We start from the raw sequence: 15,628 nt of genomic DNA on the forward strand, positions 1-15,628 counted from the left end.
CGAAGCGTTGGGAATTATGATCGCCGCACGGGGCCTGGGTTCATCCGTCGCCGGGCTGGCGCAGCCCGCGCCGCTGTCCGCCCACTCCCGGTTCGCCCAGCGCATCCGCCGCCGCTACCCCCAGGAGCGCGCGCTCCTGCCCGCGGGCGCCCCCACCCCGGCCACCCTGGTCAGCGTCTTCCAGGCCCTGCGCGGCCGCGGCCTGGCCGCCGGCGCCGCGCTGCGCGTGCTGCGGCAGCTGGTGATGGAGCGGCTGCTCACCCTGGACTGCGACCAGGAGGCGTCGCTGGCGGTGGTCACGCGGGGCGTCACCGAGCTCGCCGAATTCGCGCTGGACATCGCCTGCACCGAGGCCGAACGCGAGCTCGATGCGCTGCACGGCGCCCCGCTGGACGAGAACGGCCGCCGGGCCCGGCTCTGGGTCGTCGGCATGGGCAAGCTGGGGGCACGCGAGCTCAACGTCTCCAGCGACATCGACCTCATCTACGTCTACGACGAGGACGGCGAGACCGCCGGCACCGACAACGGCCGCGGCCGCATCAGCAACCACGAGTACTTCGCCAAGGCGGTGCGCATCGTCAGCGCGCTCATCGGCGAGGTGACCGAGCACGGCTTCGTGTTCCGGGTCGACCTGATGCTGCGGCCCAACGGCAACTCCGGCCCGCCGGCGATTTCGCTGGGCGCCCTGGAGGACTACTTCCTGGTCCAGGGCCGGGAGTGGGAACGCTTCGCCTGGCTCAAGAGCCGGGTCGTCGCGCCGCGCGCCGCCATCGACGACGGCTCGGCCAAGGCGCTGGGCGGCGTGGTGCTGCCCTTCGTGTTCCGCCGCTACCTGGACTACGCCGTCTTCGACGCGCTGCGCGTGCTGCACAAGCAGATCCGCGAGCATGCCGCCCGCCGCAGCGCCGGCCGGCCCGAACGCGCCAACGACGTGAAGCTGTCGCGCGGCGGCATCCGAGAGATCGAATTCACCGTGCAGCTGCTGCAGGTGGTGCGCGGCGGCCAGTTCCCCGAGTTGCGCACCCGTGCCACGCTGTCGGCGCTGCAACGGCTGGAGGCGGCCGACCTGATGCCGCGGGCCACGGGCGAGGCCCTGGCGCGCGCCTACGAGTTCCTGCGCCGGGTCGAGCACCGCATCCAGTACCTGGACGACCAGCAGACCCACGTGCTGCCCATGGACGACGACGGCGAGGACGTCGACGCCCCAGGCAGCGGCCCCACGGGCGACCTCGCCTGGATCGCCCGCAGCCTGGGCTTCCCCGACCCCTGCGCCTTCCTGCACGCCCTGGACGAACACCGCGAGCTGGTGGCGCAGGAGTTCGACCGCCTGCTGGGCGGCAGCGCGGGCTGCAAGGGTTGCGCCGGACCGCGCGCCGTGCAGTCGCAGTCCCCCGACCTGGACAAGGTCGTGGCCGGCCTGCCGCCGCGCCTGCGCGAGCGGCTCCAGGGCTGGCGCCAGCACCCCCGCGTGCTGGCCCTGCGCGAAGACGCCCGGGTGCGGCTGGCCCGGCTGGTGGACCGCACCGCGCAGTGGCTGGAGGCCGGTCTGGTGAACGAGGAGGCGGCGCTGCGCATGGTCGACTGGATCGAGCCGCTGCTGCGCCGCGACAGCTACCTGGCGCTGCTGGTGGAACGCCCCGGCGTGCACGAGCGGCTGCTGCGCCTGCTGGGCGCGGCGCGCTGGCCCGCCCGCTACCTGCTGCAACACCCCGGGGTGATCGACGAGCTGGCGAGCCAGCAGCTGCTGGGCGAGCGCTTTGCCGCCGCCGATTTCGAAGCCGAGCTGGAGGACAGGCGGCGCTCCCTGCGGGTGACGGGCGAGGACGACGACGAGGCCCTGCTGAACCTGCTGCGGCGCGCCCACCACGCGGAGGTGTTCCGCACCCTGGCGCGCGACGTGGAGGGGCTGCTCACCGTGGAGCAGGTGGCGGACGACCTCTCCGCCCTGGCGGACGCCATGCTGCGCGTGACGGCGCGCTGGTGCTGGCAGCGGCTGAAGCAGCGCCACTGCGAACAGCCGCATTTCGCCATCATCGGCTACGGCAAGCTGGGCGGCAAGGAACTGGGCTACGGCAGCGACCTGGACATCGTCTTCGTCTACGAGGACGAGGACGAGCGCGCGCCGGAGGCCTACGCCGCCTTCGTGCGCAAGCTGATCAACTGGCTCTCGACCAAGACGTCCGAGGGCGACCTGTACGAGATCGACACCGCGCTGCGCCCGAACGGCAGCTCCGGCCTGCTGATCACCACCTTCGACGCCTACGCCAACTACCAGCGCGGCCGCGGCAGCAACACCGCCTGGACCTGGGAACACCAGGCCATGACGCGGGCGCGCTTCGTGCTCGGCGAGGAAAGCCTGCGCCAGCGCTTCGACACCGTGCGCGAGGCCGTGATCACCGCCCCGCGCGACCGCGAGTCGCTGCGGGCCGAGATCGTGGGCATGCGCGAGAAGGTCCGGGCGGCGCGGCCGGTGCCCGCCGGCCGCTTCGACGTGAAGCACAGCCCCGGCGGCATGGTGGACGCGGAGTTCGCGGTGCAGTTCCTGGTGCTGGCCTGCGCGGCCTCGCACCCTTCGCTGGTGGACAACGTGGGCAACATCGCCCTGCTGCAGCGGGCCGAGGCGGCCGGGCTGCTGCCGGCCGGCGTGGGCCAGGCCGCTGCGGCGGCCTACCGCGAACTGCGGCGGGTGCAGCACCGCGCCCGGCTGGACGAGGCCCCCACGCAGGTGGAGCCGCAGGCCGTCACGGCCGAGCGCGAGGCCGTGCTGGCCCTCTGGCGCGCCGTCTTCGGCTGATCAGGCCGGGGCGTCGCCGCGGATGCGGCGTACCAGGGCCGTGGTGGAGTAGCCGGGCACGAAGGGAATGGCCAGGGCCTGGCCACCCCAGCTGCGCACCAGGGCCGACTCCGGCAGCGTGTCCATGTCGTAGTCGCCGCCCTTGACCAGGATGTCGGGGCGCAGCTCGGCGATGAGCGCGGTGGGCGTGTCCTCGTCGAACCAGGTCACCAGACTCACGCTGTCCAGCGCGGCCAGCATGACGGCGCGGTCGGCCTCGTTGTTGAGCGGGCGCTCGGGCCCCTTGCCCAGGCGGCGCGCCGACGCATCCGAATTGAGCGCCACCACCAGGCTGGCGCCCAGGGCACGCGCCTGGCCCAGGTAGACCACGTGGCCGCGATGCAGCACGTCGAACACCCCGTTGGTGAAGACCACGGGGCCGGGGAGGCGGGCCACCGCTTCGCGCGCCGCGGCGCGTGCGACGATCTTGTCCAGGAAGCCCGGGGGCTGCACCGCGCGCCTCAGGCGGCGCTGGGCAGCGGCGCGCCGGCCGGTGCCAGCGAGGCCGTGATTTCCTTGCGGTAGCGGTTGAGCTCCTGCACGCTCTTGAAGCTGCGGTCCATCAGCAGGCTCATGTTGTGCAGGATGCGCTCGACCACCTTGCTTTCCCAGGCGGCGTCGAAGTTGATCTGCTTGTCCAGCCAGTGCTCCAGCCACTCCGGGTTGGGCAGGCGGGACTGGATGGTGTCGCGGGGGAACAGCGACTTGTTCACGTGCAGGTTGGTCGGGTGCAGGGCCTGCGCGGTGCGGCGGGCGCTGGCCATCAGGACGCCCACCTTGCTGAACGCGGCCTTGGCCTCGTTGCCGAAGCGCGAGATCGCGCGCTTCATGTAACGCAGGTAGGCGCCGCCGTGGCGCGCCTCGTCCTGCGACAGCGTGGTGTAGATCTTGCGGATCACCGGCTCGGTGTGCCACTCGGCGGCCCGGCGGTACCAGTGGTTCAGGCGCACCTCGCCGCAGAAGTGCAGCATCAGGGTTTCCAGCGCCGGCGCCGGCTCGAACTCGAAGCGCACGGCGTGCAGCTCTTCCTCGGTGGGCACCAGGTCGGGCCGGAAGCGGCGCAGGTACTCCATCAGCACCAGCGAATGCTTCTGCTCCTCGAAGAACCAGATGGACATGAAGGCGGAGAAATCGCTGTCGTCGCGGTTGTCGCGCAGGAACATCTCGGTCGCGGGCAGGGCTGCCCACTCCGTGATGGCGTTCATCTTGATGGTGTAGGCCTGCTCATCCGAGAGCCGCGACGCGTCGAACTCGTTCCAGGGGATGTCCTTGTCCATGTCCCAGCGGACGGACTCGAGTTGCTTGAACAATTCCGGATAGAGCATGAGGGGCGTACTTTCGTCGAACAGCGAATTTTAAGGGTGAGGGTGAAAATCTCTTGACCAAATGCCGGCATGGCCCTGTTTCGTGCCGGCCCACCAGGAGTTTTCGCAACATGAAAACAAGAGTGTACGCCGCATGGATGACCTGCCTGGCCGGGCTGCTGGCCGTCTGCGCCCTGGCGCCGGCCCGCGCCGCGGCCCCGGCCGCCGCAGCACCTTCGGCCACAGGAAGCTGCCCCGCCACCCTTCAATACGTGTTCCCGCGGCTTCAGGATGAAAAACCCCAGTCGCTGTGCCAGTACAGCGGCAAGGTGCTGCTGGTGGTGAACACGGCCAGCTACTGCGGCTTCACGCCGCAATACAAAGGCCTGGAGGCGCTGTACGCCAAGTACAAGGACCGGGGGCTGGTCGTGCTGGGCTTCCCGTCCAACGATTTCGCCCAGGAGACGGGCGACAACAAGCAGATCGCGGACTTCTGTGAGAACACCTACGGGGTGAAGTTCCCCATGTTCAGCAAGACCAGCGTGCGCGGCAAGGACGCCAACCCCCTGTACAAGGAGCTGGCCCACATCACCGGCCGGGCACCGTTGTGGAATTTCCACAAGTACATGGTCGCCCGCAACGGCGCCGTGGTGGCGAACTACAGCAGCCTCACGACGCCGGACGACCGCGACCTGGTTCGCGAACTGGAAAAGCAGCTCGCCGCGCCGGCGCCCTGAGGGCGGTTCACAAAAATTTACCTGCCTGGACGGCGTCCTGCTGGAACCCTGCGCGCGCTGGCCCACTCTATCGGGCACAAGCGAGGGGGACACGATCCAGGTTACTGCTGCGAAGCCTTCCGGGCCACGGCCCGGAGTGCAATCCCGAGGCGACTCTTCTCCTCCTCCCTCCCTCCCTCCTTCGTTTCGGGGCGCTTCGCGGCATTTTTATTCAAGGGCTTCACCGCGGGTTAACACGGCAGACGCCCACCACGAAAAAGCCCGGCATGGCCGGGCTTTTTCGTGGGCGGCGTCGCGCGCAGGCCGCGTCAGCGGGGTGCGCTGTCCTGGAAGCTGGCGCGCTGCACCAGCTTGTCGTGCAGCTTGGCGAGGTTGGGATAGGGCGTGCGCCAGTCGAGGTCCGGGAAGCGGAAGTCGAGGTAGCCGGTGGCGCAGCCGGCGGCGATGTCGGCCAGCGTGAGGTGGATGCCCGCGCAGTACGGCTTGTCACCCAGGCCCTGGCTCATGGCCTTCAGGCTGGCCTGGATCTTGGCCATCTGGCGGTCGATCCAGGCCTGGCTGCGCTCGCCCTGGCTGCGACCGGCCCAGGTCTTCTCGAGGCGGGCCAGGATGGCGGCGTCCAGCAGGCCATCGGCCAGTGCTTCCCAGGTCTTGACCTCGGCGCGTTCGCGGCCCACGGCCGGAATCAGCTTGCCGACCGGCGAGAGCGTGTCCAGGTACTCGACGATCACGCGCGAGTCGAACAGCGCCTCGCCGCCTTCCATCACCAGGCAGGGCACCTTGCCCAGCGGATTGGACTGGCCGATGCTGGTGTCCGCCGACCACACGTCCTCTTCCACGAAGTCGTAGTCCAGCTTCTTCTCGGCCATCACGATGCGAACCTTGCGCACGTAAGGGCTGGAGTGGGATCCGATCAACTTCATGGTGGGGGCGTCCTGGCGTTCGAGTTCTCGTGGGTGTGCGGGCCATTTTACAGACGGCTCGTCGGCATCGCTCGTGGGCTGCCGCCTACAATCCTGGCGATGATGCCTTCGACCGTATCCGCGCTGTCTCCCCTGGACGGGCGCTACGCCGGGCGCCTGGCGGCGCTGCGGCCCCTGATGAGCGAGCAGGGCTACATGCACAAGCGCGTGCAGGTGGAAGTGTGCTGGTTCATCGCCCTGTCCGATGCGGGCTTCGCTGAATTCAAGCCGCTGACGCCCGGCGCCCGCACCTACCTCCTGGGCCTGGTCAAGAACTTCTCGAGCGCCGACGCCGACGCGATCAAGGAGATCGAGAAGACCACCAACCACGACGTCAAGGCCGTGGAGTACTGGATCAAGTCCAAGTTCGAGGCCCGGCCCGAGCTGCGCGCGGCCAGCGAGTTCGTGCACTTCGCCTGCACCAGCGAGGACATCAACAACACCAGCCACGCGCTGCAGCTTAAGGCCGCCCGCGAGCAGGTGATCCTGCCGGCACTGGACGGCCTGGTGGAGAAGCTGCGCAGCATGGCGCACGCCCTGGCCGAGGTGCCCATGCTCAGCCGCACCCACGGCCAGACCGCCAGCCCCACCACCGTGGGCAAGGAGATCGCCAACGTGGTGGTGCGCCTGGCCGCCGCCCGCGAGCGCATCGCCGCGGTGAAGCTGCTGGGGAAGATGAACGGCGCGGTGGGCAACTACAACGCGCACATGGCCGCCTGGCCTGAATTCGACTGGGAAGCCTTCGCCCGCAAGGTGGTGGAGACGCCCGAGCCGCTGGGCCTGGGCCTGACCTTCCAGCCCTATTCGATCCAGATCGAGCCGCACGACTACATGGCGGAATTCTTCGACGCCGTGGCCCGCGCCAACACCATCCTGGTCGACTGGTCGCGCGACGTCTGGGGCTACATCAGCCTGGGCTACTTCAAGCAGAAGCTGCGCGAGGGCGAGATCGGCTCGTCCACCATGCCGCACAAGGTCAACCCGATCGACTTCGAGAACGCCGAAGGCAACCTGGGCCTGGCCAACGCGCTGCTGCGCCACCTCTCGGAGAAGCTGCCGATCTCCCGCTGGCAGCGCGACCTGACCGATTCCACGGTGCTGCGCAACATGGGCGTGGCCCTGGGCTACGCCGTGCTGGCGTACCACTCGATGGGCATCGGCCTGGGCAAGCTGGAACTCAACCGCGAGGCCCTGGACGCCGACCTGGACGCCGCCTGGGAAGTGCTGGCCGAACCGATACAGACCGTGATGCGCCGCTACGGCGTGCAGGGCGCCTACGAGAAGCTCAAGGCCGTGACGCGCGGCAAGACCGTTGCCGCCGAGGACCTGCACGGGCTGATCCGCTCGCTGGACATCCCCGAGGCCGAGAAGGAGCGCCTGCTCGCCATGACGCCTTCCAGCTACATCGGCAAGGCGGCCGAACTCGCGCGACGGGTGTAGGTCCGGTTTGGCGATCAAGTCCACCATCTTCAAGGCCGAAGTCCAGGTTGCGGACATCGACCACGGCTACTACGCCGACCACACGCTGACCCTGGCGCGCCACCCGAGCGAGACCGACGACCGCATGATGGTCCGGCTGGCGGCGCTGGCGCTCAACGCCCACCGCCTGCAGGACGACTGCGGCGGCGACGGCACCCTGGGTTTCGGGGCGGGCCTGTCCAACCCGGACGACCCGGACGTGGTGCTGCGCGACTTCACCGGCGCCACCCGCCTGTGGGTGGAGGTGGGCCAGCCCGAGGAAAAGCCGCTGGTGCGGGCCTGCTCGCGTGCCGATTCGGTCTGCGTCTACGCCTTCTCCAGCGCGGCCGACATCTGGTGGCGCGGCATCGAGAACAAGGTGGCGCGCCTGGCCAACCTCTCGGTCTGGCGCATCCCCACGCAAGCCGCGCCGGAACTGGCGCAGCTGGCCGAACGCAGCATGCGGCTGCAGGCCACCATCCAGGAAGGTGCGCTCATGATCGGCAACAGCGAACGCACCGTCTCCTTCGAGCCCGTGCGCTGGAAACAGGCCACCCGCTAGGCCGGACCCGGCATCCAGCGGCCGCAAGCCCAGCACGCTTCGAAGCCGCCCTCCACGATCTCGCCGCAGGCGCAGGCCCAGCGGCGCTGCGGCACCCGGCGCAGGGCGGCCAGCAGCGCGCGCGCCGCCGGCTCCTGCGCTTCGTCGCGCAGCCACACCTCGGGCAGGCACTGGTCGGGCGGCAGTTCACCGGCTGCCGCGCCCAGGTAATAGCGCTGCATCACGGCGTCGATGCCGCCCTGGCGCAGGGCGTCCACCCAGAGCGCCGCGATCGCGATGTTGGGGGCCTGGGTCAGCTTGCGCATGCCGGCTCAGGCCCGCGCGGCCCGTTCGGCATAGCGGTTGAAACGCCAGGCACTGCCGTCCAGCGTGATGCGGCGCCAGGTGCTGCGCTTCTCGGCCGGGCTCATCTCGGTCCAGCGCTGCACCTCGTCGAAGCTGCGGCCGCAGCCCTTGCAGCGCTCGTCGCCCTGGCTGGTGGAGCAGATCGCGATGCAGGGGGTGTCGGGCGTGGTGTCGTACCAGGCCATCCAGGCCGCCTGCGCGGCGGGCGCCAGGGCCTGCTCGTCGACCTCGTCGCGGTGCTGCACGACCATCAGCGCATAGACCTCGGCCAGCGCGCGCAGCTCCGCCGCCAGGGTCACGCCATCGGGCGAAGGCTTGCGCTCGCGCCAATGGTTGATGGCGGCCTCGATGTCGGTGATGTGGATGGCGGCCATGGGCGGGCAATGCGGGAAGGGGCGCATCATACGTCCAGCCGCGCGGCGGCGCATGGCCTAGAATCGAAAGATCCTGAAGGGGAGTAGCCCCGCCCGCGCGGCCCACGCGCGGGCTCGGCAAGCCGTCATCACGTGGCCCACGGGCCACCGGTTTGCCGGGCGACGCAACATGCGTTCGCCGGGCAAGACCTTCGATACGAACCGGGCGGTTCGCATCGAAGTCGCGTCCCCGCGCTGCGCTGCCGCCACCCGGCCCTCGACTGACACGGAGCCTCGCGCACATGGAGTTCTTTTCCCCTGCCTGGTGGTCGGCCCTGCTGGCCATCATCCTCATCGACCTGGTCCTGGCCGGCGACAACGCGATCCTGATCGCGCTGGCCGCGCGGGCCCTGCCGCCCGCGCTGCAGAAGCGCGCCATCGCCTGGGGCACGGTCGGCGCCATCGCCATCCGCTCCCTGATGACGCTGGGCGCGGTCTGGCTGCTCAAGGTCCCCGGCCTGCTGGCGGTCGGCGGCGCCGCGCTGCTGTGGATCGCCTGGGGGCTGGTGGCCGGGGACGGGGGCGACGAGACGCACGCGCCGCCGCCGGCCACGCTGGCCGGCGCCATGAAGACCATCATCGTGGCCGACGCGCTCATGGGCATCGACAACGTGCTGGGCGTGGCCGGGGCTGCGCACGGCTCCTTCAGCCTGGTGCTGATCGGCCTGCTGGTGAGCGTGCCCATCGTCGTCTTCGGCAGCACGACGGTGCTGCGCCTGATGGACCGCTGGCCCTGGCTGGGCAAGGCGGGCGCCGCGGTGCTGGCCTTCACGGCCCTCAAGATGATCTGGGACGACCCGCTGCTGCAGGGCTGGCTGGGACGCGCCTGAAGGCCCGCCGGCGCGGGCCCGGTGCTATGCTGGCGCGATGCTGAAGCTCATCTCCAAGTGGCTGCTCAGCGCGGCGGCGCTGCTCTTCGTGGCCTACCTGTACCCGGGCGTGGAGGTGCGTTCCTTCGGCTCGGCGCTGATTGCCGCCTTCGTCATCGGCCTGCTCAACAGCGTGCTGCGGCCGGTGCTGGTGGTGCTCACGCTGCCCGTGACGCTGCTCACGCTGGGCCTGTTCCTGTTCGTGATCAACGCCCTGATGTTCTGGGCGGCGGGCAGCATGCTGGCGGGCTTCCACGTGGCGGGGTTCCTGGCCGCGCTGGTGGGCTCGCTGATCTATTCGTTCCTGGGCATCGTCATCGAGTCAGCGCTCGAGCGCCTGTTCTCGAAGCAGTGACTGCATCTCGCGCGCGCGGGCGTCGATGATGGACGCCTCGAAGTAGTCGCGGGAGCCCGTGGCGCTGCGCCGCACCAGGTCCTGCGCGCCACGCAGCCGGTCCAGGGCGGCCTGGTAGTCCAGCTCGGCGGCATGCGACTCGGCGTCGGCGCGTATGGCTCGCAGCGTCTGGCCCTGGGCGGTCCAGGCCCGGGACAGCAGCGTCCAGGCCTGGCCATCGCGCGGGTGGGTGCTGACCCAGGTCTGCAGCCGCTCCGAGGCCGCGGACGCCTGGCCCGCCTGGAGCGCCGCCTCCGAGGACAGCACCAGTTCGGGCCGGCGCAGCGGCTGGGCCTTGGCCAGCGCCAGGGCCGGGCCGGGCTGGCCCGCCTGCTGCGCGATCTCGGCCGCCAGCAGGCCGGCCTGCCGGGCCGCTTCGGGGGTGTCGGCCACCAGCGTCGCCAGGGCCTGGGCGTGGCGCATCGCGGCCGGGAAGTCACGCAGCCGGGCCTCGGCCAGGGCCGCCGCATACAGCGCGCCCGCCTGGCGCGCGCGGTCGCCGCCTTCGCTCAGGGCGTTCGGCGTGGTGAAGGAGCGCAGCACGTCCACCCCGGGGTTGGACAGCACACGGGCGCGGCCGGCCATCATGGCGTGCACCACGTCGGGGGGTGCGGGCGGCAGGGTCGGCGCCAGCTGCTGGCGCTGCCGCACCTCGGCGATCCGCTCGGTGGTCAGCGGGTGGCTGCGCAGGTAGGGGAAGGCGCCGTTGTCGGTCAGGCGCGAGGCCTGCTGCAGCTTCTCGAACATGCTGGCGAAGCCGCGCGGATCGAAGCCCGCCTGCGTCATCACGCCCAGGCCGATGCGGTCGGCCTCGCGCTCCATGTCACGCGTGAAGTTGATCTGGCTCTGCGCCGCCACCGCCTGGCCGCCGGCGATGAGCGCGTTGCCAGCGTCGGCATTGCGGCCCAGCGTGAGCGCCCCCAGCAGCATGGCCGCCATCATGATGGGGAGCTGGCGGCTCTGCTGCGACATCATGCGCGAGATGTGGCGCTGGGTGATGTGGCTCAGTTCGTGGCCCAGCACGGCCGCGACCTCGTCGCGCGAGCTGGTGGCGCTGATGAGGCCCAGGTTCAGGCCCATCCAGCCGCCCGGCAGGGCGAAGGCGTTGATCTCGCGGTCCTTGCCGAGCAGCACCTGCCAGGCGAAGCGGTCGTCCATGTCGGGGCCCAGCTCGCCGCGCTCGCGGGCAGCAGTGAGCAGGCGCTGCCAGATGCCGGCCACGTACTCGTCCAGCACCGGGTCGTCGATGAAGTCGGGATCGCGGTAGAGCTCGCGCGCGACGCGCTCGCCCAGCTTGCGTTCGGCGGCCACGGTGAGGTCGCCGCCGTCGCCCAGCGCGGGCAGCTGCGCATGGGCCGGCGGCGCGGCCACGGCCAGCGCGAGCAGCAAGGCGCCCAGCCTGCGGAACAGGGGTGTCAGCACGGCCCGTATGATGCCTGAGCAAAGTCAATCGCCTGTAAATTCTGGTGCCCGGCCATGTCCCAACCGACCTCCCCCCTCACCCACTTCGATGCCGCCGGCCAGGCCCACATGGTCGACGTCGGCGGCAAGCCCGCCACGCGCCGCGTGGCCGTGGCCGCCGGCCGCATCCACATGTTGCCCGCCACGCTGGCGCTGGTGCAGTCGGGCCAGGCGAAGAAGGGTGACGTGCTGGGGGTGGCGCGCATCGCCGGCATCCAGGGCGCCAAGCGCACCAGCGAGCTGATCCCGCTGTGCCACCCGCTGGCCATCACCCGCGTCGCGGTGGACCTGACGGTCGAGCCCGACAGCCACTCGGTGCGCTGCGAGGCGACGGTGGAAACCGTGGGCCCGACCGGCGTCGAGATGGAAGCCCTCACCGCGGTGAACGTGGCGCTGCTCACGGTGTACGACATGTGCAAGGCCGTGGACCGCGGCATGACCATCACCGACGTCAAGGTGCTGGAGAAGCACGGCGGGAAGTCGGGGTCGTGGGTGGCGGCCGCGTGATGCTGCCGTGGCGCGCAGGGCGGGGCCTGGTGCTGGCCCTTGCCGCGCTGGCGGAAGGGCCCTTCGCCCTCGCCCAGGCCGCGCCGCCCCAGGTGGTCGATGTCCCCAGCCGCCCCGGCGTGAGCGTGCGCGTGCTGGCGCAGCAGCCGGCGCAGCCGCGCGCCGTGGTCCTGCTGCTGCCCGGTGGTGACGGCGCGCCGCGCATCGCGGACGACGGCAGCGTGGGGCGCATGGCCAACAACTTCGTCATCCGCACGCGCGCGCTGTACCTGGCGCAGGGGATTGCGACCGTGGTGGTGGACGCGCCCTCGGACCACGGCCGCCCGCCCTACCTGGCCGGCTGGCGCCACAGCCCCGAGCACGTGGCCGACCTGGCGGCGGTGCTGCGCTGGGCGGGGCAATGGGCACATGCGCCGGCTTGGCTGGTGGGCACGAGCCGGGGCACCGAGTCGGCCGCCGAGGCGGCGCTGCGCCTGCAGGGCATGCCCGGACTCGCCGGCCTGGTGCTCACCTCGACCATCCTGGACGACCCACGCACCACGGCCGTCCCCGAGCTGCCGCTGGACACCTTGCGCCTGCCGGTGCTGGCGGTGCACCACGCCCGCGACACCTGCCGCGTGAGCGCCTATGCCGACCTGCCACGGCTCATCGTCCGCCTGCCCACCGGCGTGCCCGGCCAAGTGCGGGTCGTGCAGGGCGGCACCTCCACCGGCGACGCGTGCCGCGCCATGGCCTGGCACGGCTTCAACGGCGCGGAGCCGGAGGTGGTGCGCGAGATCGCCGCCTGGATCCTCGCGCACTGAGGACCGCGATTCAGTCGCCGGCCGACGCGCCGCGCAGCGGCTTGTGGTTCTCCTCCCGCCAGTCCTCGTAGTCCTTGGGAAACGCCGCCTTCAGGCGTTGCAGCAGCTGCAGCGCTTCCTCGTTGCGGCCCAGCATGACGTCGGCCTCGATCGCCTTCAGCGCCACCCGCGGCTCGGGCGAGTAATGCAGCGCATCCAGCGCCATCGTTCGCTGCGTGGCGGCGTTGGCGCGGGTGAGCTCGGTGGTGGTGAGGTCGGCGAAGCGCGCCTGCGGCCCGAACAGCCAGGACACCCGGGCCGCGGCCATCGGGTCTTCGCGCCACTGCGGCTGGCGCTCCTCGGGCGCGAGGTAGACCTGGCTCACGCGCTGGTAGTCCCAGGCGGCGAACCCGGCCGCGGCCAGGGCCGCCAGGCCCAGGGCCACGCGCACCGCGGCAGCGGGCGACAGCGGGCGTTCGGTGCCACCGGCCTGGCCGCCCGGCCGCGCGCACAAGAGCCCGAGGGCCGCGCCCGCCGCGATCTGGAAGGGCGCATACCAGAGCGGGTATTCCACCAGGCTGTGCAAGCCGATGGCGAGCAGCACGCCCCAGGCCATCTGCCGCGCCGTGTCGGCCTCGGCCAGCGGGCGGCCGCGCCACAGGCCCCAGGCGATGGCGGCACAGACGGCCAGGGCCAGCGGCAGGCCCAGCTCCACCGCCAGGTGCAGCGGCAGGTCGTGGGCGTTGTCCAGGATGTCGCAGAACCGCGGGCCCGGGTACAGCGTCATGAAATGCGCGTAGTCCAGCTCGCCCCAGCCCCAGCCCAGCCAGGGGCGCTGGGCGATCAGGTGGACCACGTTGGAATACAGCACGCGACGGCTCGAACAGCTGTTCACCGAGGCCACGCGTTCCCACAAGGCGGTGCCGCTGCCGCCAACGGCGGCCAGCAGCAGCGGCAGCGCGATCGCCGCCGCGGCATAGGCCAGCACCATCACGCTCCACTGCAGGCCGCGCTCACGGCGCGGGCCGGGCCAGGCGACCGCCAGCGCGCCGATGGCCAGCAGCTGCAGCAGCCCGGTTCGCGAGGTGGTCGCCGCGCTGCCGGCCGCCAGCACCGCGCCGGCCAGCCAGGGCAGCAGGCGGTGGCGTGAACGCGGCGCGAACCAGAGCAGGGTGGCCATGCCGATGCTGGTGAGCGTGGCGAACTGGTTGCGCTGGCGCAGGTTGGCGTAGGCCTCGCCCAGGGCGGCGTTGCTCACCCAGCCGATGCGCCCCTGCGTGAAGCCGAAGTACTGGCCTAGCGCGATCAGGGTGCTGAGCAGCGAGGCGGCCAGCCAGGCCCCGGCCAGCACGCGCAGGAAGCGCGCGTCCTGCGCGCCGGCTGCCGCCACGCACGCGCTGGCGGCGATGATCGCGCAGCCCGCGGCCAGGCCCAGGGTCTCGGGCGCCAGGCCGCTGCGCAGGAAGGCCCAGGCCGGCACGCCCGCCAGCACCAGGGCCAGCAGGGGCGCGACGCGACCGGCCGGCGACAGGGCCAGCGCAAGCGCGGTGCAGGCCGCGCCCAGCAACCAGGGCTGCACCCAGGAGGACGGCCCCCCCGCATAAGGCGTGAGCCAGGGCAGCAGCAGGCACAAGCCCAGGGCCGCCCAGCGCGGCGAAGCCAGCACCGTGGTGTTCACGGCTGCGCCCATCCGCGCACGAAGGGCAGCGGGTCGGCGGCCGGGCCGTCGCACAACCGGGACTCCAGCGCCCGCGGGTCCTGCTTCCAGGCGTCCCAGCCCTGCGCGACGCAATCGCGGAACTCGCGCTGGAAGCGCGCCTCGCTGAAGCCTTCGGCGAATTCACGGCAGGCGTGCGGGTCGAACACGGGGCCCGCGTCCTCGAAGGCCTGCACCGCGGCCGCCAGCGAGGCGGCGGTCTGCTCGGGGAAGTGCAGGCCCGTGGGCGCTTCGGCTGCGCCGCCCAGCGGCCGCAGGGTCTCCAGCGAGCCGCCGGCGCCATAGGCGATGACGGGCGTGCCGCAGGCCTGCGCCTCCACCGGGGAGATGCCGAAGTCCTCGTGCGCGGCGAACAGGAAGGCGCGCGCCGATTGCAGGGCCGCCTCCACCGCCTCGTCCGGCAGGCGGCCGCGCAGCTCCACGTTGGGCGGGCAGCGGCGGCGCAGGGCCGGCATCTCGGGGCCGTCGCCGATCACGACCAGCTTGCGCGAGGGCATCTGGCGGAAGGCCTCCAGCATCAGGTCGATGCGCTTGTAGTTCACCAGGCGCGACACCGTCACGTAATGGTCTTCCTTGTGCGTTTCCATGCGCAGCCGCTCCACGCGCACGGCGGGGTAGATCAGGCGCGACGGCCGGCGGTAGGTGCGCCAGATGCGCTGCTGCACGTGGCGCGAGATGGCGACGAACAGGTCCACGTTGTTGGCGGTCTGCCGGTCCCAGGCCCGCAGGCGCTTGAACAGCAGGCGGGCCAGCCAACCCTTGGCGCCGCGGTCCAGGCCGTAGTCGCGCAGGTACTCGCGGTGCAGGTCCCAGGCGTAGCGCATGGGCGAGTAGACATAGCTCACGTGGAACTGGTCGGCCCGCGTGAGCACGCCCTTGGCGAAGGCGTGGGAGCTGGACACCACGATGTCGGCATCGCCCACGTCATGGCTTTCCACCGCGAGCGCGGTGACCGGCAGGTAGTTCCAGAAGCGGCGGGCGACGGCCGGGGCGTTCTGCAGGAAGGTCGTGCGGATCGGGCCGGCCGCGGCCAGGCGCTGGCGGTCGGCGGCCGAGAGGTGGTCGATGGTCGCGAAGGCCTGAGCGCCGGGGAAGCAGGCGAGGATCAGGCGGAACGCGTCCTCGGAACCGCCCCATTCGGTCAGCCACTCGTGCACGCAGGCCACGCGCGCATCACGGCGGGCGGTGGCGGGCAGGGCGGCTTCGGGCATGGGCGCTATTGTGGCCGAGGCGGGGGCCCCTTCCGTTGCGCCCGCCCCGCGCGGCGGACGATGGGCGTCGTGG

Annotated in this window: 15 protein-coding genes and 1 pseudogene; 8 read left to right on the forward strand and 8 right to left on the reverse strand. The window is 71.4% G+C overall.

What is annotated here, in order from left to right:
* Window positions 1-16 precede the first annotated feature (16 nt).
* Window positions 17-2,794: a bifunctional [glutamate--ammonia ligase]-adenylyl-L-tyrosine phosphorylase/[glutamate--ammonia-ligase] adenylyltransferase gene (glnE, locus tag IM725_RS02360; protein ID WP_193778963.1), complete on the forward strand. Its 2,778-nt coding sequence runs from the start codon at window positions 17-19 to the stop codon at window positions 2,792-2,794.
* Here the strand turns inward: glnE and rfaE2 are convergent, their stop codons facing one another.
* Window positions 2,795-3,286: a D-glycero-beta-D-manno-heptose 1-phosphate adenylyltransferase gene (gene rfaE2, locus IM725_RS02365; RefSeq protein ID WP_193778964.1), complete on the reverse strand. Its 492-nt coding sequence runs from the start codon at window positions 3,284-3,286 to the stop codon at window positions 2,795-2,797.
* 8 nt (window positions 3,287-3,294) lie between these two features.
* Window positions 3,295-4,158, reverse strand: coding sequence for a ferritin family protein (locus IM725_RS02370; RefSeq protein WP_193778965.1), 864 nt, complete (start codon window positions 4,156-4,158; stop codon window positions 3,295-3,297).
* A 110-nt stretch (window positions 4,159-4,268) separates the two neighbouring features.
* On the opposite strand from IM725_RS02370, the gene IM725_RS02375 reads away from it, so the two are divergent.
* Window positions 4,269-4,874, forward strand: coding sequence for a glutathione peroxidase (locus IM725_RS02375; protein ID WP_227753516.1), 606 nt, complete (start codon window positions 4,269-4,271; stop codon window positions 4,872-4,874).
* 308 nt (window positions 4,875-5,182) lie between these two features.
* On the opposite strand, the gene IM725_RS02380 is transcribed toward IM725_RS02375, so the two are convergent.
* The gene (locus tag IM725_RS02380) at window positions 5,183-5,797 is read right to left on the reverse strand and encodes a glutathione S-transferase N-terminal domain-containing protein (RefSeq protein WP_193778966.1); all 615 of its coding nucleotides are present in this window, start codon (window positions 5,795-5,797) and stop codon (window positions 5,183-5,185) included.
* Window positions 5,798-5,896: 99 nt separating this feature from the next.
* Here IM725_RS02380 and purB point away from each other — a divergent pair, with 99 nt between their 5' ends.
* Both purB and IM725_RS02390 read left to right on the forward strand, forming a co-directional pair.
* Complete coding sequence (gene purB / locus IM725_RS02385) at window positions 5,897-7,276, forward strand: adenylosuccinate lyase (RefSeq protein ID WP_193778967.1); 1,380 nt, start codon at window positions 5,897-5,899, stop codon at window positions 7,274-7,276.
* Window positions 7,277-7,283: 7 nt separating this feature from the next.
* Window positions 7,284-7,856 carry a YaeQ family protein gene (locus tag IM725_RS02390; protein ID WP_193778968.1) on the forward strand — a complete coding sequence of 191 codons (573 nt, stop codon included), beginning with the start codon at window positions 7,284-7,286 and terminating at the stop codon, window positions 7,854-7,856.
* Here the strand turns inward: IM725_RS02390 and IM725_RS02395 are convergent.
* Both IM725_RS02395 and IM725_RS02400 read right to left on the reverse strand, forming a co-directional pair.
* Window positions 7,853-8,161: a DUF2007 domain-containing protein gene (locus tag IM725_RS02395; protein ID WP_193778969.1), complete on the reverse strand. Its 309-nt coding sequence runs from the start codon at window positions 8,159-8,161 to the stop codon at window positions 7,853-7,855. The two genes, IM725_RS02390 and IM725_RS02395, sit on opposite strands and share 4 nt — an antisense overlap.
* Window positions 8,162-8,167: 6 nt before the next feature.
* Window positions 8,168-8,575 (reverse strand): DUF3717 domain-containing protein, encoded by a 408-nt coding sequence (locus tag IM725_RS02400; protein ID WP_193778970.1) that lies wholly within the window; start codon window positions 8,573-8,575, stop codon window positions 8,168-8,170.
* Between the two features lie 281 nt (window positions 8,576-8,856).
* Between IM725_RS02400 and IM725_RS02405 the strand changes: the two are divergent.
* Window positions 8,857-9,420 (forward strand): annotated as a pseudogene (locus IM725_RS02405) (TerC family protein); the annotation flags it as partial.
* 64 nt (window positions 9,421-9,484) lie between these two features.
* Window positions 9,485-9,838 carry a phage holin family protein gene (locus tag IM725_RS02410; RefSeq protein WP_193779012.1) on the forward strand — a complete coding sequence of 118 codons (354 nt, stop codon included), beginning with the start codon at window positions 9,485-9,487 and terminating at the stop codon, window positions 9,836-9,838.
* Here IM725_RS02410 and IM725_RS02415 read toward each other — a convergent pair.
* Complete coding sequence (locus tag IM725_RS02415; RefSeq protein WP_193778972.1) at window positions 9,806-11,299, reverse strand: M48 family metalloprotease; 1,494 nt, start codon at window positions 11,297-11,299, stop codon at window positions 9,806-9,808. The two genes, IM725_RS02410 and IM725_RS02415, sit on opposite strands and share 33 nt — an antisense overlap.
* Window positions 11,300-11,353: 54 nt before the next feature.
* Here IM725_RS02415 and moaC point away from each other — a divergent pair, with 54 nt between their 5' ends.
* On the forward strand, window positions 11,354-11,845 hold the full coding sequence (moaC, locus tag IM725_RS02420; RefSeq protein ID WP_193778973.1) for a cyclic pyranopterin monophosphate synthase MoaC: 492 nt from the start codon (window positions 11,354-11,356) through the stop codon (window positions 11,843-11,845).
* A 29-nt stretch (window positions 11,846-11,874) separates the two neighbouring features.
* A complete protein-coding gene (locus IM725_RS02425; protein WP_321576183.1) occupies window positions 11,875-12,648 on the forward strand; it encodes an alpha/beta hydrolase in 774 nt (257 codons plus the stop codon).
* 10 nt (window positions 12,649-12,658) lie between these two features.
* On the opposite strand, the gene IM725_RS02430 is transcribed toward IM725_RS02425, so the two are convergent.
* Window positions 12,659-14,317 (reverse strand): PglL family O-oligosaccharyltransferase, encoded by a 1,659-nt coding sequence (locus IM725_RS02430; protein WP_193778974.1) that lies wholly within the window; start codon window positions 14,315-14,317, stop codon window positions 12,659-12,661.
* Complete coding sequence (locus tag IM725_RS02435; RefSeq protein WP_193778975.1) at window positions 14,302-15,555, reverse strand: glycosyltransferase; 1,254 nt, start codon at window positions 15,553-15,555, stop codon at window positions 14,302-14,304. The genes IM725_RS02430 and IM725_RS02435 overlap by 16 nt, the downstream gene beginning before the upstream one ends.
* Between the last annotated feature and the right edge of the window lie 73 nt (window positions 15,556-15,628).

The sequence above is a fragment of the Ramlibacter aquaticus genome, from assembly GCF_015159745.1.
Classification (GTDB): Bacteria; Pseudomonadota; Gammaproteobacteria; order Burkholderiales; family Burkholderiaceae_C; genus Ramlibacter; species Ramlibacter aquaticus.